21 protein-coding genes and 1 tRNA gene are annotated in these 26,224 nt (G+C 62.1%); 2 read left to right on the forward strand and 20 right to left on the reverse strand.

The genetic code is table 11. The features are described from left to right. The 3 genes from ACMNI9_RS10350 to ACMNI9_RS10360 all read right to left on the reverse strand — a co-directional run. The coding region (locus ACMNI9_RS10350) for an ABC transporter ATP-binding protein (RefSeq protein ID WP_418831980.1) at nucleotides 1–1,851 on the reverse strand (1,851 nt) is incomplete at its 3' end. Beyond that, the gene (locus ACMNI9_RS10355; RefSeq protein ID WP_216528669.1) at nucleotides 1,848–4,010 is read right to left on the reverse strand and encodes an ABC transporter ATP-binding protein; all 2,163 of its coding nucleotides are present in this window, start codon (nucleotides 4,008–4,010) and stop codon (nucleotides 1,848–1,850) included. The genes ACMNI9_RS10355 and ACMNI9_RS10350, both read right to left, overlap by 4 nt. Continuing rightward, complete coding sequence (locus ACMNI9_RS10360; protein WP_114565938.1) at nucleotides 4,001–4,552, reverse strand: MarR family winged helix-turn-helix transcriptional regulator; 552 nt, start codon at nucleotides 4,550–4,552, stop codon at nucleotides 4,001–4,003. The genes ACMNI9_RS10355 and ACMNI9_RS10360 overlap by 10 nt, the downstream gene beginning before the upstream one ends. 498 nt (nucleotides 4,553–5,050) lie before the next feature. Here ACMNI9_RS10360 and ACMNI9_RS10365 point away from each other — a divergent pair. Next, nucleotides 5,051–5,127 (forward strand) — tRNA-Asp (locus ACMNI9_RS10365). A 296-nt stretch (nucleotides 5,128–5,423) separates the two neighbouring features. Here the strand turns inward: ACMNI9_RS10365 and ACMNI9_RS10370 are convergent. The 16 genes from ACMNI9_RS10370 to rlmD all read right to left on the reverse strand — a co-directional run bounded on the left by ACMNI9_RS10370 (nucleotide 5,424) and on the right by rlmD (nucleotide 23,879). Beyond that, nucleotides 5,424–6,143 carry a TIGR03936 family radical SAM-associated protein gene (locus ACMNI9_RS10370; protein WP_216528670.1) on the reverse strand — a complete coding sequence of 240 codons (720 nt, stop codon included), beginning with the start codon at nucleotides 6,141–6,143 and terminating at the stop codon, nucleotides 5,424–5,426. Next, nucleotides 6,136–8,115: a TIGR03960 family B12-binding radical SAM protein gene (locus tag ACMNI9_RS10375; protein WP_418831984.1), complete on the reverse strand. Its 1,980-nt coding sequence runs from the start codon at nucleotides 8,113–8,115 to the stop codon at nucleotides 6,136–6,138. Before ACMNI9_RS10375 ends, ACMNI9_RS10370 begins: the two co-directional genes overlap by 8 nt. An 85-nt stretch (nucleotides 8,116–8,200) precedes the next feature. Further along, nucleotides 8,201–9,286 carry a YcjF family protein gene (locus tag ACMNI9_RS10380; protein ID WP_418831987.1) on the reverse strand — a complete coding sequence of 362 codons (1,086 nt, stop codon included), beginning with the start codon at nucleotides 9,284–9,286 and terminating at the stop codon, nucleotides 8,201–8,203. Nucleotides 9,287–9,300: 14 nt separating this feature from the next. Further along, on the reverse strand, nucleotides 9,301–10,491 hold the full coding sequence (gene rodA, locus ACMNI9_RS10385; protein WP_114567418.1) for a rod shape-determining protein RodA: 1,191 nt from the start codon (nucleotides 10,489–10,491) through the stop codon (nucleotides 9,301–9,303). A gap of 12 nt (nucleotides 10,492–10,503) precedes the next feature. Next, a complete protein-coding gene (gene mrdA / locus ACMNI9_RS10390) occupies nucleotides 10,504–12,678 on the reverse strand; it encodes a penicillin-binding protein 2 (protein ID WP_418831990.1) in 2,175 nt (724 codons plus the stop codon). Between the two features lie 12 nt (nucleotides 12,679–12,690). Continuing rightward, nucleotides 12,691–13,218: a rod shape-determining protein MreD gene (gene mreD, locus ACMNI9_RS10395; RefSeq protein ID WP_225749347.1), complete on the reverse strand. Its 528-nt coding sequence runs from the start codon at nucleotides 13,216–13,218 to the stop codon at nucleotides 12,691–12,693. Further along, nucleotides 13,218–14,114: a rod shape-determining protein MreC gene (gene mreC, locus ACMNI9_RS10400; protein WP_225749348.1), complete on the reverse strand. Its 897-nt coding sequence runs from the start codon at nucleotides 14,112–14,114 to the stop codon at nucleotides 13,218–13,220. The genes mreD and mreC overlap by 1 nt, the downstream gene beginning before the upstream one ends. Before the next feature lie 18 nt (nucleotides 14,115–14,132). Further along, complete coding sequence (locus tag ACMNI9_RS10405; protein ID WP_114567422.1) at nucleotides 14,133–15,188, reverse strand: rod shape-determining protein; 1,056 nt, start codon at nucleotides 15,186–15,188, stop codon at nucleotides 14,133–14,135. A 580-nt stretch (nucleotides 15,189–15,768) separates the two neighbouring features. Beyond that, nucleotides 15,769–17,061 (reverse strand): Ni/Fe hydrogenase subunit alpha, encoded by a 1,293-nt coding sequence (locus tag ACMNI9_RS10410; protein ID WP_114567423.1) that lies wholly within the window; start codon nucleotides 17,059–17,061, stop codon nucleotides 15,769–15,771. An 11-nt stretch (nucleotides 17,062–17,072) separates the two neighbouring features. Further along, on the reverse strand, nucleotides 17,073–17,858 hold the full coding sequence (locus ACMNI9_RS10415; protein WP_181792598.1) for an NADH:ubiquinone oxidoreductase: 786 nt from the start codon (nucleotides 17,856–17,858) through the stop codon (nucleotides 17,073–17,075). Nucleotides 17,859–17,874: 16 nt separating this feature from the next. Then, nucleotides 17,875–18,786, reverse strand: coding sequence for an FAD/NAD(P)-binding protein (locus ACMNI9_RS10420; protein ID WP_216528675.1), 912 nt, complete (start codon nucleotides 18,784–18,786; stop codon nucleotides 17,875–17,877). Further along, a complete protein-coding gene (locus ACMNI9_RS10425) occupies nucleotides 18,776–19,813 on the reverse strand; it encodes a 4Fe-4S dicluster domain-containing protein (RefSeq protein WP_216528676.1) in 1,038 nt (345 codons plus the stop codon). The genes ACMNI9_RS10420 and ACMNI9_RS10425 overlap by 11 nt, the downstream gene beginning before the upstream one ends. 109 nt (nucleotides 19,814–19,922) lie before the next feature. Continuing rightward, the gene (gene ndk / locus ACMNI9_RS10430) at nucleotides 19,923–20,327 is read right to left on the reverse strand and encodes a nucleoside-diphosphate kinase (protein ID WP_114567427.1); all 405 of its coding nucleotides are present in this window, start codon (nucleotides 20,325–20,327) and stop codon (nucleotides 19,923–19,925) included. Between the two features lie 78 nt (nucleotides 20,328–20,405). After that, nucleotides 20,406–21,770, reverse strand: a complete 1,365-nt coding sequence (locus ACMNI9_RS10435; RefSeq protein WP_225749351.1) for a tetratricopeptide repeat protein — start codon at nucleotides 21,768–21,770, stop codon at nucleotides 20,406–20,408. Nucleotides 21,771–21,809: 39 nt separating this feature from the next. Further along, nucleotides 21,810–22,343 carry a peptidylprolyl isomerase gene (locus tag ACMNI9_RS10440; RefSeq protein WP_114567475.1) on the reverse strand — a complete coding sequence of 178 codons (534 nt, stop codon included), beginning with the start codon at nucleotides 22,341–22,343 and terminating at the stop codon, nucleotides 21,810–21,812. Between the two features lie 204 nt (nucleotides 22,344–22,547). Then, nucleotides 22,548–23,879 carry a 23S rRNA (uracil(1939)-C(5))-methyltransferase RlmD gene (gene rlmD / locus ACMNI9_RS10445; protein ID WP_418831998.1) on the reverse strand — a complete coding sequence of 444 codons (1,332 nt, stop codon included), beginning with the start codon at nucleotides 23,877–23,879 and terminating at the stop codon, nucleotides 22,548–22,550. A 549-nt stretch (nucleotides 23,880–24,428) separates the two neighbouring features. Between rlmD and ACMNI9_RS10450 the strand changes: the two genes are divergently transcribed. After that, nucleotides 24,429–25,022 carry a tyrosine-type recombinase/integrase gene (locus ACMNI9_RS10450; protein ID WP_181792599.1) on the forward strand — a complete coding sequence of 198 codons (594 nt, stop codon included), beginning with the start codon at nucleotides 24,429–24,431 and terminating at the stop codon, nucleotides 25,020–25,022. Nucleotides 25,023–25,130: 108 nt separating this feature from the next. Here ACMNI9_RS10450 and ACMNI9_RS10455 read toward each other — a convergent pair. After that, the coding region (locus ACMNI9_RS10455; RefSeq protein ID WP_418832001.1) for a hypothetical protein at nucleotides 25,131–26,224 on the reverse strand (1,094 nt) is incomplete at its 5' end.

Consider the following 26,224-nt stretch of genomic DNA (forward strand, 5'->3'; position numbering starts at 1 on the left):
TTGAGAATTATACAACTCTGCGTAGAAACCGCCAAGTTCCAGCAATTCATCGTGCGACCCCTGCTCCACGATATCGCCGTCGCGTATGACCAAGATGAGGTCGGCGCGCTTGATGGTGGACAGCCGATGCGCGATCACGAACGAGGTGCGCCCGCGCATGAGGTTGTCCATGGCCTTCTGGATGCGCTCCTCGGTGCGCGTGTCGACGCTCGAGGTGGCTTCGTCCAAGATGAGCATGCGCCGGTCGGCCAAGATGGCACGCGCGATGGTCAGAAGCTGGCGCTGGCCTTGGCTGATGTTGCTGGCGTCCTCGTTGATCTCGGTATCGTAGCCCTGGGGAAGCGTCTGGACGAAATGGTGAACGTACGCAGCCTTCGCCGCCGCCTCCACCTCTTCGTCGGTCGCGTCCAGGTTGCCGTAGCGGATGTTCTCGCGAATCGTCCCGTTGAACAGCCACGTATCCTGCAGCACCATCCCGAACAAGCTGCGCACGTCGTCGCGCGCGAAGTCGCGAACGTCCACGCCGCCGATCCGTATCGCGCCGCCCTGAACGTCGTAGAACCGCATGAGAAGCTTCACCATGGTGGTCTTGCCCGCACCCGTAGGCCCTACCAGCGCGACGGTCTGCCCCGGAGCGACCTCGGCCGAGAAGTCCTTGATGACCGGGTTCTGGGCATCGTAGCCGAAGCGCACGTGATCGAACGACACGCGGCACTCGACGTCGGCCGTGCGCGCGGACACGTGCTCGGGCTCTTCCTCAGGCTGCTCCAGGAACCGGAAGATGCGCTCTCCCGCCGCCGCCATCTGCTGCAGCACGTTGGACACCTGCGTCAGCTGCGTGATGGGCTGCGTGAAGTTCTTGACGTACTGGATGAACGCCTGGATGTCGCCCACCGTGATAACCCCTTGCACGGCCAGAAAGCTGCCGGCCACGGCCACGGCCACGTAACCCAGGTTTCCCACGAAGTTCATGATGGGCTGCATAAGGCCGCTGATGAACTGCGATTTCCACGCCGACGCATACAGCCGCCCGTTCGTCTTGTTGAAGCTTTCGAGCGCGCCTTGCTCGCGGTTGAACGCCTTCACGATGGCGTGCCCCGAGAACGTCTCCTCCACCAAGCCGTTGATCTCGCCTAACGTGTTCTGCTGAGCCACGAAGTACTTCTGCGAACGCTTCACCACAACCAGAATGAGCACTACCGACACGGGAAGGATGAGCACCGTGATCAGCGTCATAAGCGGGTTGATGCTCAGCATCATGACCAGCACGCCGATGATGGTCGTCACGGACGTGATGAGCTGGGTCACGCCCTGGTTCAGGCTCTGCCCCAGCGTGTCCACGTCGTTCGTGATGCGCGAAAGCGTATCGCCGACCCGCGTGCGCTCGAAGTACCCCATGGGCATGCGATCGATCTTTTCGGCAATAGCCCGGCGAAGCTGGTAACACGTACGCTGCGAGATCGAGCTCATCATCCAACCTTGGACGAACGAGCACGCTGCCGACAGCAGGTACAGGCCCAGCGTGAACGCCAAGATGCGCGCGATGGCGTCGAAATCGATCCCGCCCGAACCGTCGATCTTGGCGACGATGCCGTTGAACAGCTCGGTCGTCGCAGTGGAGAGCACTTTCGGCCCCACGATATTGAAGACGGTCGATCCGATGGCGAACACGACCACCACCACGAGCGCCGCCTTGAAACGCCCCATGAACGAGACGAGCTTGCCAAGCGTGCCCTTGAAATCCTTGGGCTTCTCGCCGGGCATCATGCGCCCCGCGGGCCCGTGACCGCCGAAGGGGCCACGGCGCGGCGCCTCGGCCTGCTGCCGGTCGGAAGGCTTCCGTTCGCTCATGCGGCATCACCTCCGTTCAGTTCCGCTTCGGAAAGCTGCGACATCGCGATCTCCCGGTACTCCTCGCAAGACTCCATCAACTGCTCGTGCGTGCCCTTGCCCACCACGCGGCCTTCGTCGAGCACCACGATCAAATCGGCGTTCAAAACCGTCGAAATGCGTTGCGCCACGATGACCACCGTCTTGTCGGACAGGCGCGCCGCCAGCTCGCGACGCAAAGCGGCGTCGGTTTTGTAGTCGAGCGCCGAGAAGCTGTCGTCGAACAGGTAGGCGCGCGCATCGGTTGCCAAGGCGCGGGCGATGGCCAGGCGCTGTCGCTGCCCGCCCGACACGTTCGTTCCGCCCTGCGAAACGCGGGCGTCCAACCCTTCCTCTTTGGAGGCGACGAATTCGCCGGCTTGGGCGATGGAGGCAGCCGTCTCGATGCGCTCGGGGGGCATGTCCTCGTTGCCGTACGCGATGTTCGAGCCGATAGTGCCGCTGAACAGGAACGACTCCTGAGGAACGTAGCCCAACTGAGCACGCAGGCAGTGCTGGCTCACGTGGCGCACGTCAACGCCGTCCACCGTAACGGATCCGCAGGTCGCATCGTAAAAGCGCTCGATCAGCTTGATAATCGTGGACTTGCCCGATCCCGTGGAACCTATGATGGCCGTGGTCTTGCCCGGCTCGGCCACGAAATCGACGTGCTCGAGCACGCATTCCTTGGAGTCGCCGTACTTGAAGCTCACGTCGTTGAATGCGATGGCCGCCCCGCCGGTACGCGCGGCCAGACGCTGGTCGCAGGCTTCGTCGGCGGGAGGGTCGCACACGGTCGGACGCGCATCGAGCACTTCGTTGATGCGCTGCGCGGCTACGTCGGCGCGCGGAAGCATGATGGATATCATGCCGATCATGAGAAAGCCCATGATGATGACCATCGAATAGGTGATGAACGCGATCAGGTCGCCGGTTTGAATGGCACCCGTATCGATGTAGCTGCCGCCCACCCATACGATCAGCACCGACACTACGTTCATGATCAGCATCATCAACGGCATCATGAACGTCATGACGCGGTTCGTGAACAGCTGGGTCTTCATCAGGTGCGTGCTAGCCTTGTCGAAGCGGGCCTCTTCGTACTCCTGGCGGTCGAACGCGCGAATGACGGGCAGCCCCGTGAGCATCTCGCGCGACACCAGGTTCACGCGATCGACAAGCGTCTGCATGATGCGGAACTTGGGCAGCGCCACGCGCATGAGCACCATGATGACCGCGAAGATGACCGCCACGGCCGCAACGATGATCCAGCTCATCGACAGGCTGGTGCGCGAGATCATGATGATGCCGCCTATAGCCAGGATGGGAGCGTACAGCACCATGCGGAGCAGCATGACGATCACCATCTGCACCAGCTGGACGTCGTTGGTCCCGCGGGTAATGAGCGACGCGGCCGAGAAGCTTTGCACTTCGGCGTCCGAGAAGCCGACCACCTGGCGAAACAGCCGGGAACGCAAGCCCGCAGCCACCTTCGCGGCCGTGCGAGAGGCGATGAAGCCCACGCATACGGCGGCGACCATGCCCACGGCAGCAAGGCCCAGCATCAGCAGGCCCACGCGAATAAGATAACCCATCTGCATGTCGGACAGGTTGTAGCCAAGGCTTTCGTATTCGGCTTTCGCGGCGGCGATGGCCTGCTGCTCGACGATGGCCTGGCCCTTGTCCCCTATCTGCTGTTCGGCTTGATCGCGCAGCGAAAGAACCTGGTCCTTCGTGACGACCCCCTCCCGATAGGCCTGCAGAGCCTGATCGAGATCGAAGTCGGGGATCTTGTCGGCGTAGTGGGCGATCACAAGCGGAACGGACACCATCTTGTCGAGCGCGTCGATCTCCTTGCGCCCCTGGTCGTTGAGCCTGTACGTACCCTGCTCCGTCTGGTCGTAGGCAGCGCGGAACACCTGCTCGTCGTTTTCGGGCAACAGCATGGCTACGGCATCATGGGTCTTCGCGGTCATCTCCTCGGTCGCCGCATGCTCCACGCCCGACTGCTGGATGCCCACGTCCACGATCTGCGACGTGTAGTTCGGCAGGGCCAGATCGGTGGCCGCTTGGACGACAAGCAGGCACACGATGAGCGCCACCGCGAGTTTGCAGTTTTTCAGATAGCGAATTATGCGCACGAAACGTCGCCGCCTTTCGCATCGGCAGGATGGTCCTCCCGCGCGTCATCGCAGAAAGGGCGGGATGCGCATCCCTCGCATGCCGACGCAGCTTCCAAGCCGCTGTGCTGCTCGCGGAACTCCGCCATCTTGCCCAAGATGCGCACCAGATGGCGCATGTCCTCTTCACCGACATGGGCTATGGCCCGGTCGATGTACTCGTCGCGAAGGCGCCTTCCCTCTTGCGCGAGGCGCTCCCCGTCCTGTGTGAGGCTGACGGTGACGCCCCGATAATCCCCGCCCAGACGGCGGCGCTCTATAAGGTTCTTGTCCTCAAGCGAGCGAAGCGTCTGCGACAGCGCGCTGGGCGTCGTGCGCACGAACTCGGCCACGCGATTCGGCCGCGCCTCTCCGTGGCGGCGAACCATCTCGTCTACAGCCATGATCGTGCGCGCTTCCGAGGGCGTCATGCCATCGGGGGTCGGCGGCGTGAAGCTGCCGTGCCGCATGCGTCCCATAAGCTCGAAAAGCTCGCTTCTGATCTGTCCGAACGAATCAGGCATATCGTTCCTCTCATGCTGGGGAAGATTCCGCGCAACGCAGGCGGCGCACCTTCCCATACCCCTGTAATTTAGCTGCTAAACTTTAACACGAGTTAAATACTGCGTACCGAAATGTTTATTTGAACACAGAACCTGCATGCACCGCGAACGGGACATGAGGACGGCGGCTAGCTGCGGGCTGCCGCACGCGCCTTGATCGCCCCGGGATCGCGGAGTACGACTTGGCGCGAGCACCTGTCCGCCCCTTGGTTGCAGAGCGCGGCCTCGCGGACGCCTCGGTCGCCTCCTGGTTGCACGGCCGCGCAATCGTGCGAGTCCCTACGGGGCCGCAAAATCGCACGGGTGCTTCGCCCACCGCTGGGAACCGTCCGCCCCGTTCCGCACGAGAGCCCTCCCTTCCCCCTCGCACGCGGGAACACACGAGAATCAAAAGTTTTTGAAATTAGGTATTGCGCGATTGGAAAACACCCGGTAGAATAATCCGCGCTGCTGAAGCAAGGGGTGTTAGCTCAGTTGGTTAGAGCGCCGGCCTGTCACGTCGGAGGTCGCGAGTTCGAGTCTCGTACATCCCGCCATTTACTTGCAGAAGCCCGCTTTCGCGGGCTTTTTTGCTGTCTGGTCCCCCGCTCTGTCAAAACGAACGAGTTTTGCGGCGATTTTCGACCCCTTGCAGGCGAAGCGCTCGAGCACGTATCTCATCGTACCAGGTCAGACGATCGACCTTAGCCTTTATCCTGATTTGAGGACCAGCAAAACTCGTTCGTTTTGACAGAACCGGAAGCTCTCCACCGCGCCAACAGCGCTCGAAACCAGGTACAAAAAACGCGGACGCACGAAGCGCCCGCGTTTGCACCGCGAAAACCTGCCGGACTCAAACGGCCCGCTGGTCGATGCGGGTCGTAGTGACGACGCGCAGGATCCGTCCGTCGTCGCACGGATCCTCGTCGACCAGCGACGGCTCGCCGTTCTCCACCAAAAACGCCAGAGGCGCCGCGCAGCAGCCATCATCTTCGGAAGCGTTCGCCTGCGCGCAGCAAGCTTGCAGCAGCACGTCGGGACGCAGCGACCCCGTAGGCTTCGACTCCAGCGAAAACGTCAGGACGGCTCCGGCAAGCTCCATCTCTCCCACCAGGAAGTCAGAAACCCGCAGAACCTTCTCCTTCTTCTTGCGAATCACGGTGATCTCTTCGGGCACCGGCAGCTGGGCGGGGGCGCAAGAGAGCAGCACCCGGTACGTGCCGATCGGATACGCAGCCGAAGCCGCCGGCGTGCGCGCGTCGATATAGACGCAATCCTTCACCATCAGGTCAGGGACGCTTGCATCCCGCAATGCCTCCAATGCCTCGTCAGGCGCTACGTAGCGCGTCATTTGCAAGTCGAACAGCTCGTGCGTGCCCCCTACGCCCACCGGAAGCGCAGCGCCGAACGCAATCTTCATGTGGGGAGAGAATCCCTGGCTCACGGCAAACGGCAGTCCCGCGCGACGCACGGCGCGCTCGAGGGCGCGCGCCACCTCCAAGTGGGAGAGCAGCGCCAAGCGCCCCTGCTTGCAAAACGTCACGCGAAGGCGAAACAGGTTCGGATCAGACATAAGCTTCCTCCTGGCATTCGTCGAAGGCCGCCGGGGCATCCTCCGGAGCGGCGACGTGCGCGCGAAGATCGGAATCCGGCGACTCCGGCTGCGCATTGGACCCGCTGGCCACGCGCGGCCGCGCCAGCTGGTTGTCCGCGCCAAGCGAAGGGCATGCGCCGCACGCAGAGCACGCCCCGAACGTACAGTCGGGCGTCGTGCGCTCCTGTTCGGCAAGCTTGCGCTCGCGCGCCAAAAAGCGCTCGGACACGCCCGTGGTGATATGCGACCACGGCATAACCCGATCGGTGGGATAAGCCGTTTGCGCGATCGCTTCGGGATCGATGCCCACCTCCTGCGCGGCATCGCGCCAAGCCTGCGCGTTGAAATGCTCGGTCCATGCGTCGAACCGCGCGCCGCGCCGCCAGGCCGCCTCCACCCACGCCGCGGCTTCGCGTCCGGCACGGCTCATGACGGCCTCCACGAAGCTGGTGGAGGGATCGTGCCAATGCACGTCGATCGCACGGTACTTGATCGAGTTGCGCAGCAGGTTCACGCGTCGCAACGCTTCCTCGGGAGGAATCTGCCCGTCCCACTGAAACGGGGTCTGGGCCTTCGGAACGAACAGCGCGCATGAAACGCTCATGCGCAAGCTGCCGCGCTGCTCGGGCGGCGTCGCGGCCTTCATGCGGTCGTACGCGCGCTGCGCCAAGCTGGCGATACCTTTGATGTCCTCGTCGGTTTCGGTAGGCAGGCCGATCATGAAGTAGAGTTTGCAGCGACGCCAGCCCGCCGAGAACGCGGCGTCGAGCGCGCCGAACAGGTCGTCCTCCGTCACGTTCTTGTTGATGACGTCGCGCAAACGCTGGGTGCCGGCCTCCGGCGCGAAGGTGAGACCACCCTTCTTCTGACCTGCCACCAGCTCGGCCATGTCCACGCCGAACGAGTCAAGGCGCTGCGAAGGCACCGAGATGCGCACGCCTTTCCCGTCGCACGCACGGTTCAGCCGCGTAAGAATGTCGGCGATCTGCGAATGATCCGTCGAGGAAAGCGAGGTCAGGCTCACCTCGTCGTAACCGGTTTCGGCCAGACCCGACACCACCGAAGCCACCACGTTGTCCGCCGATCGCTCGCGCACGGGACGATACATCATGCCTGCCTGGCAGAACCGGCACCCGCGCGCGCAGCCGCGCAGGATCTCGACGTTCAGACGATCGTGCACCACTTCCGTGAACGGCACGACGCACGGTTCCCAACCGGGGCTTTCGGCAAAGCCTTCGAACAGGCGCTTGTCGATGCGCGCGGGCGCCTCCGCCTCCAGCGGCTCGATCCACGAACCCTCTTGCTGCGCCGTCGCCTCGTCGCGCCAACGGTACAGCGAGGGCACGTAGCAGCCCGGCTGCTGGGCAAGCGTGCGCAGGATGTCGGCGCGCGCCGCGCCTTCCGATCGCATGCGCCTGACAATGGCCAAGTATTCCGGCAACGCCTCCTCCCCTTCCCCGATGCTGAGGAAGTCGAAGAACGGGGCGTACGGCTCGGGATTGAAGGCGCAGGGTCCGCCGCCCATCACGAACGGATCGTCTTGCGCGCGATCCTTCGCATGCAGCGCGATGCCCGCCAAATCAAGCGTCTCCAGCACGTTCGTGGCGGCAAGCTCGTGCGGCAGCGTGATGCCCACTGCGTCGAACGACGCCACCGGCGCGCAGCTCTCGATGCTGAACAGCGGCAAGCCTTCGGCGCGCAGTGTGTCGCACATGTCCGAAGCCGGAAGGAAGGCGCGCTCCGCAGCCATGCCCTCCTGGGCGTTCACCGCGTTCGCCAGAATGCGCAGCGCCTGGTTGGCCTGGCCCAACTCGTACGTGTCGGGATACACCATGCAGAAGCGAAAGTCTGCTTCGGGCTTGTAAACGCAGCCGTACTCATGGTTTAGATAGCGAGCAGGACGCTCTGCATGGACAAGCAGCGGCTCGAGCTGCGGCCAAAGATCCTTCATCGGAATTTCCCCTCTTCGAATGCGGGATGAGCAAAAACAAGCAGAACACCGGGGACCGAGCAGGCCCCCGGAACAAAAGTGCGAACTAGCGGCCCTTGACCGCGCCGCCTCCCGGGCGCACGCCGCCGACCGCCTGCGCGGCTTTGGCGCGCACGGCCTCCACGGCCTTGACACCGGTGGCCTGCGCCTTCTGAGCCGCGCGCTTCGCGGCGGCTTGGACCACCTTGTCGCGGGCGGAAGCCACGGCATCGGTCAGCCTGCCCAAGTTCGGGCCGCCTTCGTAGTATTCGATCGCAGCACGGCCCATAGCCTGCGTGCCGGTGTACCCGATCGCCGCCTTTACGGCCCAGCCGAGCGCGGGAACGAACGCCACCAGCTGACGAGCGACCGCGCGGCACGCGAACGCGCCGCCCACCAACGCCGCCAGCTCCTTGACGCGCTCCATGTTGAGCTCCTCGCCATAGGCAGCGGCTATCATGAGCAGCATCTTCGCCTGGTTGAGCGTCATGACGGGCATATCGGCGCCCGGAATGATAACCAGCAAGCCCACGCCCGCGTTCTGCAAGGACGTCGCGTTCACTGCTTCCATAGACAGCGGCTTGCGCACGAACGGGAACGCCAGCGCGCAGGCAAGGCGCTTCTCGTTGCAGGCATCGATGACCCAGCCCCCCATGCGCTCCGAAAGCGACGCGGCCCTTGCGTCGTCGAGCGCGTACGGCTCGGTCAAAGGCTGCGCGGCAGACGGGTCCTCTCCTTCAGCGGGCAGCTGCTTGGGCTGCACGATCTTCGGCGAAACCACATCGCCGTCCGGAATAGGGAAGCCGGAGGCCCGCGCTATGTCGGAAACCAGCTCCGGCAACGTGGTCACCACCATGACCGGCACGCCGACCGCGCGCACGTGCTGAGCGCACACGCCCACCTGATCGCCCAGTCCCGCCACGATAACCGCCATGTCGTCGCCCGCGTACGGCACGAACGGACGGCCGTCCAGGTACGTCAGCGACACGCGCGCATGCGCGGACGCGCTGGCGAACGCCTGGCGTACGTGCGCCTGCACGTCGCCGGGAGCGGTGTCGTCCAGGTACACGCTCACTGAAATGGAAGTGCGACGAGCCTCGTCGATATTGGTGGCCTCGTCGATAACCGCCTTGACGTCAACGGGTAGCTGCATAACCGCCTTCTTCCCTAACGCTTGCTTGCCATGTTGTGGGTCCACACCGATCCGATCATACCCACCATGATAAAGTTGACCATCATGAACGACGACCCGTAGCTCATGAACGGCAAGGGGATGCCCGTGATGGGCATGAGCCCGCAGTCCATGCCGATGTTCTCGAGAATCTGGAACAGCCACATGCCCACAACGCACATGACGATGGTCATGCCGAAAAGGTCGCTGGCCGCCGCCGCAATACGGAAGCTTATCAAAACAAGCGACGCGTACAGCGAAAGCAGCACCATCACACCGAAAAACCCAAGCTCTTCAGCCAAGACGCAGAAGATGAAGTCGGTTGGAGCTTCAGGCAGAATGCCCAGCGCATGCTGAGTGCCCTGGAACAGCCCTTTGCCGAACAACCCGCCCGACCCGATGGCGATCTGCGCCTGGCGCAGGTTGTAGCCTTCCCCGTTGGGGTCGAGGCCGGGATCGAGAAACACCAGCAACCGGTTGCGCTGGTACTGCTTGAGCAGCTTGTATTCTCCCGTTGACCCCTTGATGACCTCGTCGATGGCAAACACGGCCGCCACCGCCACAATGCCGGCCGCCAACGTGATCAGCAGGTACTTCGGGCGCGCGCCGCCCACCACCAGCGCCACGGCGCCGATGAACAGGTACACCAGGCCCGTACCCAGGTCGGGCTGCGTCATGATGCACGCGAACGGCACCAGCATAAGGCCGAGCGCCTTCAGGTACTCGCGCGGGTCGTCAAGCCGCCCTCCGTAGCGCGCCATGATACTGGCGTCCAAAAGGATGACCGTCACCTTGGCGAACTCGCCCGGCTGAATCTGTATGCCAACGTTGATCCACGACGTGGCGCCCATGGTGTTCACGCCGATAACGGGTAGGTGAGGCGACAGAATGAGCACCACGTTCACGATAAGGAACAGCGTGGTGTAGTCGGACAGCCTTCGGTAATCGAACTGCCAGACCAGCACCATGGCTATCGCGCCGACGGCCACGCCCATAAGCTGACGCGAAAAGCTGTAGTCGGGATCGTTGAGCACCGCCGAATAAACGATCACCAGCCCGTAGCACACCAGAAGCGCCACCACGATGACGAACGGAAGGTTGAGCCAAGGGAAGCGTCGCGTTCGCGTGGCTTGCGTTACGGCCCTGTCGGGAGCCTTGACCGAGTTGATCTGGGGCAGCTGCGCCATGACGCCTCCTTTCTAGTCCGTTCGTCCGCTTGACGATCCCTTGTACTCGACCGCTTTGCCCGTCGAGCCGGCGATCTTTCCCATGTCGGCGTACGTGCCTGCATCGTAATCGAGCACGGCAGCCAGAAGCTCCGCGCCCAGAGGAGCGCCGACGGCCGAACCGCCGCCGCCTTCCTCCACCACGCAGGCCACCACGTACTTGGGGTCGTCGTAGGGGGCGTAACAGGCAAACCACGCGTAATCGTCCTTGCCCGCCATTTCGGCGGTACCCGTTTTGCAGGCAACCGTGGCCGGATCGATGCCCCGATCCTGAAACAACGGCGCGATGTCGGCGTTCTCCACGGTCACGCCCTTGAGCGCGTCGCGCACGAACGCAAGGTCCTTCATGGGAACGTCGGGCTCCGCCACCACTTCCGCCTTCGCGGACAGCGCCACGTCGCCTCCCGCGTTGCGCACCTCTTTCAACAGATGGGGCTTCATGATCTTACCCGTTGCAAGGCCGCCGTACGCCACGGCGATCTGCAAAGGCGTGGCCAGCACGTAGCCCTGGCCGATGACCATGTTGGTGGAGTCGCCGCCCTTCCAGGCCGCCTCTTCGGGCGTGTCCTTGAAATACTCGGCCTTCCATTCGGGCGTGGGAACACGACCGGCCTCCTCGGCGGGCAGGTCGATGCCCGTCCGCTCACCGAAGCGGTACTTCTTTATATAGTCCTGCATGGCCGTATCCGACACCGTAGCGGGACCGCGCCCGAGCGAGCTATGCTCAAAGAAGTTGTACGCTATGTCGTAGAACACCACGTCGCACGAGTTCACGATGCCGCCGCGCAGGTCGAGCGTCCCGTGTCCCGAGCGCTTCCAGCACTTCTGCACGTCGCCCGAACCCCAGCCGTCCCACGAACCGGTACAGGTCCACGTGCGCGAGGTGTCCGCGAACCCGTTGGCCAACGCCGCCAAGCTCGTGAACGCTTTGTAGGTGGAAGCAGCCGGGTACGTGCCGCCGATCGCGCGGTTCAGCATGGGCCGATGCGCGTCGTCGGACTGGTACACGTCCCACACATCCTGCGAGATGGAACCCGAGAACACCTCCGGTTCGAACGTCGGATAGCTGGCCAGGGCCACGATGCCGCCGTCACGCACGTCCATGACCACGGCCGCGCCGGCCGTGCCCTTGCCCGTGCCGATGGTGCCGTCCTTGGGCGCGATCAGCTCCGCAAGCGCGCGGTCGCAGGCGTACTGGACCGGCCCCTTGATGGTCAGATAGACGTCGGACCCGCTCACGGGCTGCGTTTCGCTCACCACGTCCACCACGTTGCCGTGCGTGTCGGCAACCACCTTCTTTTCGCCGTGATCCCCCGCCAGCATGTTGTCGTACATCAACTCCACGCCCGCCTTGCCCACGGAGTCGCCGGACTTCACCACGCGGCCCTCGGGCGGGTTCTTCAAATCATCCTCGCTGGGAAATCCCGTATAGCCCACCGCGTGCGCCGCAAGCGCGCCGTAAGGATAGTCGCGCACCGCGCGCTCGTCCACCGTGATGCCGGGAAACGCGTCGGAATGCTCCATGATGAACGCGACGTCGCGCATGCGCACGTCGCTGGCCACCACGCGCTGGCTCTGCGCGCCGCTCGAAGCGTCGAGGATGCGCTTGCGCACCACGTTGTAGGGCACGCCCAGGGTGGCGGACAGGCGCTGGACCACATCGCGGTCGTTCGCCACGTCCGGGTCGGCCAGCACCGTCAACGACGAGCGGTTCTTCACAAGCGGCAGCCCGTCGGCATCCAAGATGCGGCCGCGCGGCGCCGGCTTGTACACGATGCTGTACTGGTTTTCGTCCGAAGCGCTGCGGAACTCGCTCTGCTCGAGCACCTGCATGCTCCAGATCTTCGCCGTCAGCGACCCGAACACGCCGGCGGCCAGCACGCCCATGGCCACGAAGCGCGACTTGAGGTTGCCGGACGGATTCGGAGCGGCCTGCTGCACGCCGGTCGCGTGCCCGGAGCCGGAACCGGCCACGCGCTTGGCGGAATCCGGCAGCGTGGACGACACGCCCACCGAGCTGATGGAGCGCACGTCTTTCTTGACGCTGACATTGGACGACGAGCGGCCCTTCATGATGGAGAACGTGATGGCTATGGCCGCAATGGCCACGATGGCCGCAACGACAGCTGCTATGATGGCGACAAGCATGCAGACCGCCTCCTAGCGCAGCCGAGGCGTGCGCAGTCCGCGGTCCTGGGAGCCGCCGACCATCAGGCGCGCCATGATCAGGTACAGCACCAGGCCGACGATGCAGTCGTAAAGTCCGCACGGCAGCGCCCGGTACAGAAACGCGTCGAGTGCGCTGGCGGAAAGCCCGGTTGTCATGAGCAGTCCGCCGTACAGCATCTCGACCGCAAGAACGCTCACTGCGAAGATGGTCAACGGCATGAACAACGTATCGTTGTCCAGGATCGCGAACGCGCGGGAAGCGACGAACGAGAAGAGCACAAACAGGAACGCCATCGCGCCCACCGGCCCGGAACCCGTCAAATCGTACACGAGCCCCAAAACGAACGGCAGGACGGGTCCCGCCTCGTTCGGCCTCACGATCGCGACCACCAGCACGTACGCCAAAAGGAAATTCGGCTGAGCAGAGAACAACGCTATATTGGGAGCCACGACGATCTGGAGCAAAACGGCCACAACCGCGCCGACCGCAACCACGGCATTGCTGCGCTCAAGGCCCATTACGCATTGCTCCCTTCGTTATCCGCATTCGAAGACCCCGACGAAGCGTCCGATCCGTCGGAGCCCACGCCGAACACCACGAGCACCTCTTCAAGCGAAGAAGCCTGATCGTTCGGCGAGACCACCGCACGTCGCGTCGCGCCGCCCTGCTGGGAATCGACCTTGACCACCGTGCCGATGACCAGGCCCTTCTGGTAGCTGCCGCCCAAACCCGACGTAACCACAACGTCGCCCGGATTCACCGACGCGTCGGCATCAAGGTTTTCGAGGTACAGCAGCCCCTCCAGGGAGCCGCGAACGATGCCCTCGGCGCGGCTCGACTGCACGAGCGCCGCCGCCCCGGATTTCGGATCCGACAGCAGGCGAACCTTGGCGGTGTGCTCGGTCGTCTCGAACACCTGCCCCACCACGCCCGATGCGGCCATGACGGTCAAACCGCTGTCCACGCCGTCAGCCGATCCCTTGTCGATGGTCACCGTCTGGCTCCAGGCTTCGGAGCTGCGACCGATGACGCGCGCGCCCACCCCGTCGATGCCGGCCGTATCCTTGAGATCGAGCAGCTGGCGCAGGCGCTCGTTCTCCTGCCGGTACTCCTCCATCTGGGCGTACTGCTCTATGAGCTCGGCGTTGTACTCGCGCAAGCCCGAAAGCGTCGATTCGTCTGCAGTGGCGTTCTCGATGCCCTCGCCCGCGGCGCTCGCAGCCGAACCGGCAGCGGCGCCCACGAACCTAAGCGGCGCGACCGCGTTCGACACGGCTCCCTGCACAGCATGAACAGGCCCGTTCTCCCCTTCGCGTGCATATACCGCAACCAGCACGATCGACGCCACCAGGAATGCAACGAGCAGAACCCGGCGCAGAAACGCCGAGTTTCTTTGTTGGAAGTTAAGCGCCATAAGAAAGCCGGCTCAACCCTATTTCGACCGCATGAGGGTCTGCTTGAGCGCCGTCGGCGTCTCGAGCACCTTGAGGCAGCCCATAACCACGTTGGTGAGCGCCGTTTCGCTTGTCCATACGGGAATCTCCAGCTTGTCCGTCAGGTAGCGATCAAGGCCGGACAGAAGTCCGCCGCCGCCCGTCAGCAGGATGCCGTTCTGGATGATGTCGGAGGCCAGGTCCGGGTTCGTCTTCTTGAACGTCTCCTTGATGTGCACGACCATCTCCTCGCACGGGGCGATGAGGGCCTGGCGCACGTCCTCGGACTGAATGGTGACCTCTTTCGGCTGCTCGGTGATGACGTCCTGGCCCGAAATGATCATGTCGCGCTCGCGACCGTCTTCGAACGGCAGGATGGAGCCGATCTTGATCTTGATGATCTCGGCCGTGCGCTCGCCGATCTTGATGCCCAAAAGGTCGCGCAGGTGCATGGCGATGGCCTCGTCCATACGGTTGCCGGCCAAGCGCAGCGAAGACGACGTGACGATGCCGCCGAGCGAGATGACCGCAACCTCCGTCGTGCCGCCGCCGATGTCGACGACCATCGAGCCCGTCGGCTCGGTAACGGGCAGGTCGGCGCCCATAGCAGCAGCCATGGGCTCTTCGATGAGGTACGCCTGACGAGCGCCCGCCTGCACGGCCGCCTCGAACACGGCGCGCTTCTCCACCGACGTGGCACCGCAGGGGATGCAGATGACGATGCGGGGCTTCGCCTGCCACGGATACTTGCGCGGAGCCGCCTTGTTGATGAACGCCGAGATCATAGCCTCGGTCACGTCGTAGTCGGCGACCACGCCGTCATGCAGCGGGTGCTCGGCCGAAAACGCCTCCGGCGTGTGGTTGATCATGTTCTTGGCCTCGTGGCCGACGGCGAGCACGCGATGCGTCGCCTTTTCGATAGCCACGACCGAAGGCTCGTTGACGACGATGCCTTCGCCCGGAATGGCAACCAATGTATTAGCAGTTCCGAGGTCGATAGCCATGTCCGTGGACATTTGACCCGTCAAACCCGAAAACATATCTAAGAAGGACATACGGGCAAACCCCTTGTATCTCGTTTCTACGTGAAACTGAATTCTAGCACAGGGGGTTTTCCCCGCGCGAAAATCCACGAGGGGCACAACTAGCCCGCCCAATGACGCGAGGGAAACAAGCGAAACCAAGGAACGGTCCCGGCACCGCGCTCGCGCCGTCTTATGCGCGCACGAGAAAACGCTCCCGCTGGCAGGTTCTGACGGTTTGAGGTCGTTTGGCCGAGCCCTGCTCGCGCCGCAGCTTTGCCCGTTTTTCGTTTTGCCTGGTCACAGCTCTGGGCTGCTGGGCCGTTCTTTCGCAGGAGCTTGCTTCGCCGCCTTCGACGACCTCAAACCGTCAGAACCTGCCAGCGACAGGAGTTTTTCGCGCGCAAGCCGGCCAGCGCACCGCACGCCGCCGCAAGCCCGTACGCGAAACCAGCAAGCTGCAACCCGCGGCGGCATCCACAAGAAAGCCCCGGCGCCTCGCGAACGCTCCCCAACTAAAAACGGGCTTGCGACGCGAAGTCGCAAGCCCGTCGGGTCGCATATCTCGAAACAGCCGCGCGCCTCGAACAGACGGCCGGACCGCCAGCCTCGCCTAGTGGACGCTGCAGGAGAGGCAGGGGTCGTAGGCGCGGACCAGCTTCTCAATGTCCAGCTGGATGGCGTCGCGATCCAAGCCCTCGGACACCAGCTTCTCGGCCAGAAGGCGCATGTCGGCTTCGAGGTTCGCCACGTTCTGAGCCGTAGGCGTCATGATGGACGCATGCACCACGCGGCCCTCTTCGTCCAGCTCCAGCTCATGGAACAGCGCACCGCGCGGCGCTTCGGTGAACCCGGTGCCGCGACCCGCCTTGACCTCGAACGAAACCGGCTCGCTCGATCCCTCGAAGCCGTCCGGCTCCGCCAGGCGACGGCACAGGGCGGCGCAGCGTTCCAGCGCGTCCACCAGTTCCACCGCCTGTGCCACGTTGTTCAAATACGGATTGCGCTCGGGCGGGCGCAATCCGGCCTTTGCCGCCGCCACCTTCGCATCCTGGCTCAAATGCTGCCACGAGGCGTTGATGCGGGCGAGCGCGCCCGTGAAGAAGGGCTTGCCGGTCGAGCGCACGCGCGAGAGCAGCGCGGCTGAATGGGGAACCGCGAACTCTTCCAGCTCGTTGGTCGCCTCGTCGGCGTCGAACGTCAGGTCCGCATCCAGGAAGCGCGCCGTGCGCGAATCGCACACCGGGTAGCGGTCGGGAGCAACCATGGCCAGCATGTCTCCCGCGGTCTGGATGTCCGGCACCTCGAACGAATCGAACAGGTCGACCGTCGCCGACGCGAACGCGCGCGCCTCGTCCATCTTGTCGGCAAGCTCCCGGTACTCCCCCGCTTCCAGCTCGTGCGTGAAGCCGCCGACCACCGCCGTGATGGGATGGATGCTGCGACCTCCGACGCGCGTGCACAGCTCGTTGCCGAGCGCCTTGAGCCCCAGCGCCTTCTCGAACAGCTCAGGGTTCGTCTCGGCCAGCGGGAACACGCTCTTCATGCCCACGAAGTCCGGCGCGGCGAACACGAACAGGTGCGACGCGTGGTTTTGCAGGTAGGACCCGTACACCAAAAGCTCGCGCAAGGCGTTCGTGCGATCGGTCACCTGCACGCCGAAGATGCGCTCGATGGCAAGCAGGTCGGTGACCACGTGGCTTGCCGAGCAGATGCCGCAGATGCGCGAGGCAATGTAGGGGATCTCCTCGAACCGGCGGCCGCGCACCATGCTCTCGAACAGGCGGGCCGGCTCGACCACGTTCATCTCAACGGTCTTCACAACGCCGTCCTCGATGACCACGTGCACGTTGCCGTGGCCCTCGACGCGGGCGATATGGTCGACGTGTATAGCGGTTTTCGTCATGGGATGCTTCCTCACTCGCTCGCCGCAAGGGCGGGGTTTACCTGATTGAACATCTCGAGCGCCTGGTCGAAGTCGGCCACGGAAACGCCGTAGCGCGCCACCGCCTCGCGAGCCGACGCCAGGTTGGCATCGGGCGAAAGGCCGCGGCACCCGTTGCAGGGCCGACCCAGATTCACGCACTTCGCACCGCAGCCGGCTACGGTCACCAGCCCCAGGCACAGCGTTCCCTTCCCGTAGAAACAGCTGGACTCGTTGCGTTTGCAGTCGCCGCACATGGTCTTCGTGGGGAATCCCTTGTTCGACCCGTACAGGGCGCGCTGCAAAACGTCCAGGAAGTCAAGCGTGTCGATCGGGCAGCAGCGCACCTCGTAGTCCACGTCCACCACCGCGCTGATCGGCCGCGGAGCGATCATGTCGCCGCATGCATCGGGCAGGCGATCGTACACCTGGCCGGGACGCTCGAGGAAGTGGTCGGCCGCCATGCCGGGGATGCCGGCCGTGGTGGCGCACGCGCCGATGGCGATCACCACGCCGGCGCGCTCGCGCAGCATGCGCACGGTAGCCTCGGCTTCCTCGGTGGTCACCGCGCCCTCGATGATGGCGACGTCGAAATCGTCGGGCATAGGATCGCTCGAGGCCAGCTGCCAATAGCGCAAATCGATCTGCCCCAGCACGTCAAGCAGATGCGCCTCGGCGTTCGTGATCTGCAACTGGCACCCGAAGCAGCTGGCCAGTCCGGCAACCACGACGCGCGGCGCAACCGGCTTCTCCTGACAGGCAATGCAGTTTCCGCTCATATTGCTCCCGTTCATCCTACATCGACCCCTGAATGTTCTTGGCTTCCCAATAGTTGAACACGGGTCCGTCGATGCACACGTACTGATGGCCGATCTGGCAATGGCCGCACTTGCCCATGCCGCATTTCATGTGACGTTCGAAGCTGCAGTAGATATGGTCGTAGCTGATACCCTTCTTGCGCATCTCATCGATGACGAAACGGTACATGACCGGCGGCCCGCACAACGCCCCGAACGTGTTGTCGGGATCCACTTCCAAATGCTCGAACGGCTTCGTGACCAGGCCCACTTCCCCGTCCCAGGTATCGTCGGGGTTGTCGACGGTCAAGTACAGGTCGAAATCCTTGCGATGGCGCCACATCTCGAACTGGTTGCGGAACATCACCTCGGAGGGGTTCTTCGACCCGTAGATGATGGTGACCTTGCCGAACTCGCTACGCTCGTCGTGGATGTTGTTGATGAGCGAGCGCAAAGGCGCGATGCCCAAACCGCCCGCAACCAGCAAGATGTCGTGGCCCTTCATGTCCTCGAAGGGGAAACCGCGGCCGAACGGCCCGCGCAAGCCCACGATGTCGCCGCACTGCATCTGGTGCAGCACCTCGGTGAACTTGCCCGTGCGGCGCACGCACAGCTCGATAAAGCCGTGCTTGGACGGCGAACTGGAAATGGAGATGGGGGCCTCGCCCACGCCGAAGATGGACACCTCCACGAACTGTCCGGGCTCGTGATGGAACGCATCGCGAATGCGCTCGTCGATCAGGCGAAACTCGAACAACTTCTCGGTTGCGGTCAACTCCGTGATGGACGTGATGCGCGCCGGCCAGGGCCGGTACGGGTTCGACATCATCATCTCGGTCCCCGAAAGCGGAGCGGGACCGCCCGCGAACGGGCGCACCTGCACGGTGGACACAGCGCAGCTACTGGGCATCCTCGGCCCCCTTCCTCTCGAAGAACTCCAGCACCTCAATGGGATTGATGTTCGCCTTGCACGCCTTCACGCACCGGCCGCATCCCACGCAGAGCATGCGGTCGTGGTTCGCCAGAAAGCCGTTGAGCTTGTGGTACATGCGATGCCGTACGCGCGTGCGCCCGTCGCCGCGGAAGTTGTGGCCGCCGGCCACTTCGGCGAACTGCGGCGCCGTGCATGCGTCCCACACGCGCTCGCGCCGCCCGGTCTTGCCGTCCGGGTCGAACGTATCTTGAATATCGAAGCAGAAGCACGTAGGGCACACTGCCGAGCAAGCCGTGCACGAGAGACACCGACCGCCCAGCTCGTCCCAGTACGGGTCCTTATGGAACGCGTCCATGAGCATGGCCACGTCGGTGATATCGGGGATCGAGCCGTTGAAGGACTCCTGGCGCCGACGCGTGGCCTGACGGAACTCGAAACGGTCCTCGTCGGTTGCGACGCGCGGGTTGCAGGCGGCCTCCAAAATGTTCGCAGCCTCGACGCTCGAAATGCTCACCAGGTACTTGTCGCCAAGATCCTGCAGGAACAAGTCGTATCCGAAGCGAGCTTCGTCGGCATCCCACAAATGGCAGAAGCACGTGGCGGTGGGCATGCAGCTGATGCCCACGATGAGCGTCGCGTTGCGGCGAGCCACGTAGTACGGATCAGGGTAGCGACCGTCCTTGAACACCAAATCCAAGCGGTTGATGGCGTTGATGTCGCACGCATGGGCCCCGAAGATGACGCGCGGCGTGATCTCCGCCGCGAAGTCGGTGACCGAGTTGTCGGCAACATCGAACGTCATAAGGGTCTCGACCGGCGGCAGGAAGTACTTCTTCGGCGACGCGATGGTGGTCTCGTAGGCCAACTCCACGTCATCGGGCGAAGCGATGGCCTCGAAGGAATAGCCCTGATCGCTTTTGACCGGGGCCACCACCTCATAGGATTCCATGAACGCCGACACGAGCGCTGGCAACTCGGTTGCATCGATAACACGATAGAGCATGCTCTCGTCCGTTTCTCGTCTGGGTGAGCAGATGTATCGGGCATGGAAAGGCCCCTTCGTCGTTACCGAGCGAAGGGGCCTTTGGCGTTACCGGTCGTTCTCGACCCGCTTACGCAAAGAAGATGCCGATCTCGCGCTCGGCGGATTCAGGGGAATCCGATCCATGGATGACATTCTCGTCCATGATGAGACCGAAATCGCCGCGAATCGTGCCGGGGGCTGCTTCCGCCGGATTAGTGGCACCCATGAGCGCGCGGCACTTCGCCACGGCGCCCTCGCCGGAGATGACCATCTTGACCACCGGGCCGCTGGTGATGTAAGAGATCAGACCGTCGTAGAACGGCTTGCCCTCGTGCTCGGCGTAGTTAGCCTTCGCCTGCTCGTCAGTCACCATACCCAGCTCCATGCGCTCGACAACCAAGCCCGCGCGCTCGAAGCGGTTGACGATCTCGCCGATGTGACCGTTGCGCACGCCGTCCGGCTTGATCATGCTGTACGTCTTCTGAACTGCCATATTGTTCCCTTCTCTATCATGCATTATTGCAAACGTGAAGAAGGCGCGCGCGAACGCACGCGCCTTCGGTGAACCCTGTTAATTCTGACTGGGGAAATACAGATCAACGCTGGAAACCTTCCAGCCGATCGCATCGCGCACGAGCGACACCTTGTACTGCATGGCGCCGCCCTCGGCGGTCTTGGCCGTCACGTACACGGTGGAATCGCTCATGGACTTGTTCATGCCGTCGATAGCGGGATTCGCATCCTGCACGACGGGCTCGACCATGGAAGCGGCCTTGCTGGAATCGACTTCGCTCGAGAACACGGTGCTCACCGCGTTCTGAGGATCGGCGAACAGCTGCTTGACCACCGTCTCCTGCGTCGGGTAGCCCCAGCCCTGCGTGTACAGGAACACGGCGGCGCCGAACGCGACCAGAATCAGCAGCACGATGGTCACGAGGATCTTGAGACCGACGTTGCGGCGCTTGCGATCCTGCTTGGCCAGGCCCTTCGACCACTGCTCGAGCTCTTCGTCGCTTGCGTTGAAGAAGCGATCGTCTCCGCCCGCAGCCCCGTAAGGGCTCGGCTGGGCGTAAGGGTCCGCGTAGTAGTACGGGTCCTGCTGCGCGCTGGCGTACGGATCCTGCTCCACGTACACCGCGGTTCCGTCGGCAGCCACGTCAAGGCCCGACATGTCGGCGACAGCCGGAACCGGAGCCATGACCTGCGTGATTTCCGACGTGCCCTGAGCCACGGCGGCTACGGCACGCTGGTAGTCAACGCTGGCGGAGTCGGAGAGGAAGTACGTCTTGTCGGCGATGGCCTCTTCGAAGGCCGCGGAGGCCTTCTGCATCTGGCCGCACGCCACGTACGCCTGACCGAGGTTCGCGTACAGCTTGTTGCGCGTGTCGGATCCCATGTCGAACTGCAACGCGCTCTCGTAGGACGCCACGGCATCCGACGGCCTGTCAAGCGCCATGAAGCACACGCCCAGGTTCAGAAGCGCCTTGGTGGGATCGGGGTTGCCCTCGTCGAGCGCCGCCTCGCGAAACGCCACGCCCGCCTCGGCGGACTTGCCCAGCTTCATGAGCGCGCTGCCCATGCCGCTGTACGCTTTGTACGAAGCATCGTACTTCGCATCGGAAACGGCGATCTCGAAGTGCTTGACCGCGTCCTCGTAGTCATGCAGCGCCGCGTAGGCCATGCCCAAGTTGTAGTTCACCGCGCCGCACGCGTCGTACGCGGCATCGGCCGTGGCCTGCGTGTACGCATGGATGGCCTCGTTGGGATTGCGAAGCTTGATCAGGCAGTTTCCAATCTGATGGTACAGCTGGCCCATCTCGCCGGGGGCAAGGGGGCTGCTGGCATCCTGCAAGCACTGCGCATACGTGGACAGAGCGCTCTCGTAGTCTTTGCGCGCATACGCGGCGCGGGCTTGTTGGAATAACTCGTTGTTCATCTGATTCCTTCGGTCTTGGCGAAAACGCGCGAACGACGGTTAGTCGGCCACGTTCTCGATCTCGATGCCCAGGATCTCGTCGCCTACGCGCAGCTGGCCGATAACGTCCATGCCGTCGACCGTCTGGCCGAACACCGTGTAGCCCGAGTCCAGCATGGGCTGAGCTCCCAGGCACAGGTAGAACTGCGAACCGGCGGAGTTGGGATCCTGCGAGCGCGCCATGGCGAGCGCACCGTCAGCATGCTTGTTGTTGGGGTTCGTGGAGAATTCCTCTTTAATGGTGTAGCCGGGGCCGCCCGTGCCCAGACCGGCGAACGGATTGCCAGCCTTCGCCACAACCTCGTCGCAGGAGAGGTCGCGCGTGTTCGGGCAGCCGCCCTGGATGACGAAGCCCGGAACGTGACGGTGGAACTTCAGGCCGTCGTAAAAGCCCTTGCGAGCCAGTTCGACGAAGTTGCCCACATGGATGGGGGCGTCGTTGCCCGCCAGCTGGACGCGAACGTCGCCCTTCGACGTCTTGATGACGGCGACTTCTTCGCCCGTCGGCTGGTATTCAGGAGTGTACTGCGCCATGTCGGCTCCTTCTATCTCGTTCGTCACGTTGTCGTGCATCCGCATGCAGACCGGATGGTTCGTTGCATACCAAAGGAGAAGTTTAGCAGGTCAACCGGCCATGCAGGCAAAAATCTTATAACATCCATGCGGTTTCAACCAGCGGTTGCCGCCCGTTTGCCCTTTTGTCAACCTCGAGCCCCGGCAAGGCGTCGGCCGCGTGCGTCAGCAGCCGACGCGGTCGAACACGCTGACCACTTCCACGTGGTGCGTCTGCGGAAACAGGTCGACGGGCTGCACCCGGCACAGACGGTAGCCATTAGCCTCGAAGCGCTGCGCGTCGCGCGCCCACGTGGCGGGATTGCAGCTCACGTACGCGACCTTCGCAGGCGCGGCGGCGGCGATGCTCTCGACCACGCCGTCGGCGAGCCCCGCGCGCGGCGGGTCCACCACCAAGGCGTCAAGCTCGCCCAGCTCGGGCAGCTCGCGGGCTGCGTCGCCCCCCACCACTTCGATGTCCACGCCGTTCATGTCGCCGTTGCGGCGCAGGTCGCGCACGGACGATCCGGCCGACTCCACCGCGATCACTTCGGCTCCCGCAAGCGCCAGCGGAACGGAGAACGTGCCGCCTCCGGCGTACAGGTCGGCTACCAAGGCGCCGTCGAGGGACGCCTGCCCGCCCAAACCGTCGATCACCTCGGCGATCAGCTTCTCGGCCTGCGCGGTGTTCACCTGGAAAAACGAAGGGGCGCTCGTCAAGAAACGCGCACCGGCCAGCTCCTCTTCCCAGCAGCCCTTCCCGTCCAAGGTCTCGACGCCCTTGATCTTGCGGGCCTTGCCGGGATCGGCCATCACGCGAACGATGCTCGTAGCCTTGAGCGCGCTTTTGAGCATCTTGGCCATGTGGGCGCGCGGAAACGCGCCGGGCTCGGTCCACAGCGCTATCTCCACGTCGCGCGTCCGCATGCTCGCGCGTACGCCCACGCGGAATATGCCCAGGTCCGACGACCCCTGCGCGAATCGCAGCGCGCCGCGCAGCGATTTGGGCGCCTTCTCGATGGCCTTGGCAGCCAGAGGACAGGTTTCGGGCGTGGCTATGTCGTGCGTTCCCTCGCGGTGAAAGCCCAGCAGAAACGTGCCGCAATCGTCGAACCGCGCGCCCAGCTCCAGCTTGTTGCGATAGCCCCACTGGCGCTTGCTGGGCAGACAGGGCCGTACCAGCTCCTCCGCGCGCTCGCGATCGACGTGCGCCGTGCGCACGAGCGCCGCCGCCACGTTGTCCCGTTTGGCCTTCAGCTGCGCCTCGTAAGACAGATGGGCCCAGGCGCACCCCCCGCACGAAGCAGCGTGCGCGCAGACGGGCATCTGGCGCGCAGGCGACGCTTCCTCGATCGTCAGGATGCGCGCGCGGGCGAACGCCGGCTTCTCTTCCGTGATCTCGATGGTGACCACATCCCCCGGCGCACCGCCTTCGACGAATACCGTTTTCCCGTCGTCAAGACGGCCGACGGCCTCGGAGCCGTAGCCCATGCGATCGATAGCGATGGTTTGCTTCATGTTCGTGAGAATTCCTTGCATTGTTTTTCCGATTTGCATCATCATAGCGTATAATCATCCCTCGTGCCCTTGTAGCTCAGGGGATAGAGCGTCTGCCTCCGGAGCAGAAAGCCGCAGGTTCGAATCCATTTTGCCTGTTCAGAGTGCAATTCTTAGTGTTTCTCATCCTACTTGGCCTCCTGTCTAATTACTTAAACATCCTGCCGTTATCGCCTGAAAACGGGAGGAAAAATGGTCAGGAAAATCAGCCCTAAAACACTCAATTCAGTGAACGTCGCGCCGTGCGATATCGAAGGAAAGACAGCGAACGAAATCACCTGTCAACAGGCGTTCGATCAGTTCCTGTTCTCAAAAAGACAGCAAGGATGCCGAGCCAAAACGATACAGACCTACGTTTGCCACGTGCAGGAGTTCGTAAGCTGGTGCATGGGCGGCAATCCCGCAAGCTCAAAACAAAGAACGGCTTCTCCCCTCTTTTTCGCCATCGGAAGCATCAGGAAGCTCCATGTCGAAACATGGGAGGGCATACTCCGAAACGAACTCGGCAACATGGACACGTCGGTTCAGACGAAGGTGAAGTCCATTCGAACGTTTTTGTATTGGTGCATGGACGAAGAGCGGGGCTGGGTGAAGCCCTTCAAGATCAGCCTCCCCAAAGCGGATATGACTCTGAAAACGCCCTACAGCCAAGCCGAATTGGACGTGTTGCTCATGCAGCCCAAGACCGACGATTTGACCGAATGGAGAACGTGGGCGGCTATCAGCTTCATCGTTCGAACCGGCGTGAGACTCTCAACCGCCGTTAACGTGAAATGGTGCGATATCGATCTGGAAAAGCATGTTTGCATCCTCCGGCACACCAAGACCAACGAGCAATACTACGTGCCCGTCCCTACCGATGCCATGCTCGACCTCATGACGTGGCAGAGCATAAGCCCCGCGACAGAGGAAGGGTACGTGTTCTTCAGCACTTACACAGAGAAGAAGCTCAATCCGAACGGACTCTATCACGCCATTCACAACTACAACCTGGCGCGCGGAGTAAGCAAAACGTCGGTGCATCTTCTTCGGCATACGTATGTCAAGCACACGACAAAAATGTATTTCTGTTTTTGCGTATTGTACTTATTTATACAATTTTAGTTGGAAAATGCCAGTCATAGTCTGGCATTTTCAATAGCTATGCTATCAACATTCTTTTCCTTCGATTCAGCAGACAGCGTCCGCTAAATCAATCAAGAGACGAAGGTTTTACTGCTCAATCTTCTTCTGTACGAAATGCTCAATAACATTGTTAAATATAATGTCATCAAATTTTTTGCCAGAGAATACACCATTACAAATTTCCATTAACCAATCGACATCTTCGGATGGAAGCTTGCTCTTCAATAAACGAAGCATTCCCGCGATGTTGGTCTGAATACCCTGTGTTTCAACTGCAAGATAGAAGGCATCTTCCGGCTCCGTCAACAACTCCACAGATTTAGAATATGTCCATAGTTCTTCTGCAACATCTCCTATGGGAAGTTGATCGACATCGATGGAGTTTTTTTCAGGCAAATCATATTTTTCAATAAAGCAGTCGAGCATTTGCGCTGTCACGTCCACAGGAAATGGAGGCATCAGTTCATCAAGCAATGAATGATTCCCTGATTCGATTGCCTTCTTGATGTCAACGAACATCCGTCGAGGGAACTGTAAAGCAATAGGGTTTATTTCTTCGGACTCGTTTGCAGATAAAATGACTAGGTAATCAAAGGGAGCATCCGAAAATGCGATACAGCCCAGAAGACATTCGGTTAAATTGTCTTCCGATGTCATATCAAAATCACCAACTATGATGGGATAATAGCTCAACATGTCAGTGGTGTAAATTTGATCAGGAAAATGAATCGAATACTTGGATTCTAATTTCGACAATCCGTCTTCTGCTATCTTTCTCTCATCCCGACAATGCCCGTCATACCAATTCCTAATTTGATATTTATTAAAATACTTATTTGGCGAATGTGCCTGGTAGTAGCTACAGCACATTATTAGTCGCTCTATGCTTTGTGTCTCCATAACACAAAGAGCTAACTGTCTTTCCTGGAAGCCAAAATCAATTGCGATTTCTGCAAAGTAATTCTGCATTGTCACAAGAGTACTTTGGGCTGTCGTAAGGTTAACCATAGCCAATCTTTGTTTTTGCTCATCCTTAACGAGGACCCCTACAAACTGATTCGTAAAGTTACGTATGCTTTGAAAGTACTTACTCTTTATTTTTCCTAACCTCTCGGGCACTGTAGCTTTTTCTTCAAAAGGACGATCTTCCTTAGGATATCGCTTTTCACCAGTAGTAATTA

It is taken from the genome of Paraeggerthella sp. (assembly GCF_048427265.1).
GTDB classification, from domain to species: Bacteria; Actinomycetota; Coriobacteriia; order Coriobacteriales; family Eggerthellaceae; genus Paraeggerthella; species Paraeggerthella hominis.

What these genes read in the sequence shown, in the direction of transcription:
- ACMNI9_RS10380 (WP_418831987.1), bottom strand. Translation starts at nt 9,286, where the DNA reads ATGCAGCTACCCGTTGACGTCAAGGCGGTTATCGACGAGGCCACCAAT.
- mreC (WP_225749348.1), bottom strand. Translation starts at nt 14,114, where the DNA reads ATGGCGCTTAACTTCCAACAAAGAAACTCGGCGTTTCTGCGCCGGGTT.
- mrdA (WP_418831990.1), bottom strand. Translation starts at nt 12,678, where the DNA reads ATGCTTGTCGCCATCATAGCAGCTGTCGTTGCGGCCATCGTGGCCATT.
- ACMNI9_RS10375 (WP_418831984.1), bottom strand. Translation starts at nt 8,115, where the DNA reads ATGAAGGATCTTTGGCCGCAGCTCGAGCCGCTGCTTGTCCATGCAGAG.
- mreD (WP_225749347.1), bottom strand. Translation starts at nt 13,218, where the DNA reads ATGGGCCTTGAGCGCAGCAATGCCGTGGTTGCGGTCGGCGCGGTTGTG.
- ACMNI9_RS10405 (WP_114567422.1), bottom strand. Translation starts at nt 15,188, where the DNA reads ATGTCCTTCTTAGATATGTTTTCGGGTTTGACGGGTCAAATGTCCACG.
- ACMNI9_RS10435 (WP_225749351.1), bottom strand. Translation starts at nt 21,770, where the DNA reads ATGAACAACGAGTTATTCCAACAAGCCCGCGCCGCGTATGCGCGCAAA.
- ACMNI9_RS10440 (WP_114567475.1), bottom strand. Translation starts at nt 22,343, where the DNA reads ATGGCGCAGTACACTCCTGAATACCAGCCGACGGGCGAAGAAGTCGCC.
- ACMNI9_RS10415 (WP_181792598.1), bottom strand. Translation starts at nt 17,858, where the DNA reads ATGAGCGGAAACTGCATTGCCTGTCAGGAGAAGCCGGTTGCGCCGCGC.
- ACMNI9_RS10450 (WP_181792599.1), top strand. Translation starts at nt 24,429, where the DNA reads ATGGACACGTCGGTTCAGACGAAGGTGAAGTCCATTCGAACGTTTTTG.
- ACMNI9_RS10420 (WP_216528675.1), bottom strand. Translation starts at nt 18,786, where the DNA reads ATGCCCAGTAGCTGCGCTGTGTCCACCGTGCAGGTGCGCCCGTTCGCG.
- ndk (WP_114567427.1), bottom strand. Translation starts at nt 20,327, where the DNA reads ATGGCAGTTCAGAAGACGTACAGCATGATCAAGCCGGACGGCGTGCGC.
- rlmD (WP_418831998.1), bottom strand. Translation starts at nt 23,879, where the DNA reads ATGAAGCAAACCATCGCTATCGATCGCATGGGCTACGGCTCCGAGGCC.
- ACMNI9_RS10425 (WP_216528676.1), bottom strand. Translation starts at nt 19,813, where the DNA reads ATGCTCTATCGTGTTATCGATGCAACCGAGTTGCCAGCGCTCGTGTCG.
- ACMNI9_RS10360 (WP_114565938.1), bottom strand. Translation starts at nt 4,552, where the DNA reads ATGCCTGATTCGTTCGGACAGATCAGAAGCGAGCTTTTCGAGCTTATG.
- ACMNI9_RS10370 (WP_216528670.1), bottom strand. Translation starts at nt 6,143, where the DNA reads ATGTCTGATCCGAACCTGTTTCGCCTTCGCGTGACGTTTTGCAAGCAG.
- ACMNI9_RS10410 (WP_114567423.1), bottom strand. Translation starts at nt 17,061, where the DNA reads ATGACGAAAACCGCTATACACGTCGACCATATCGCCCGCGTCGAGGGC.
- rodA (WP_114567418.1), bottom strand. Translation starts at nt 10,491, where the DNA reads ATGGCGCAGCTGCCCCAGATCAACTCGGTCAAGGCTCCCGACAGGGCC.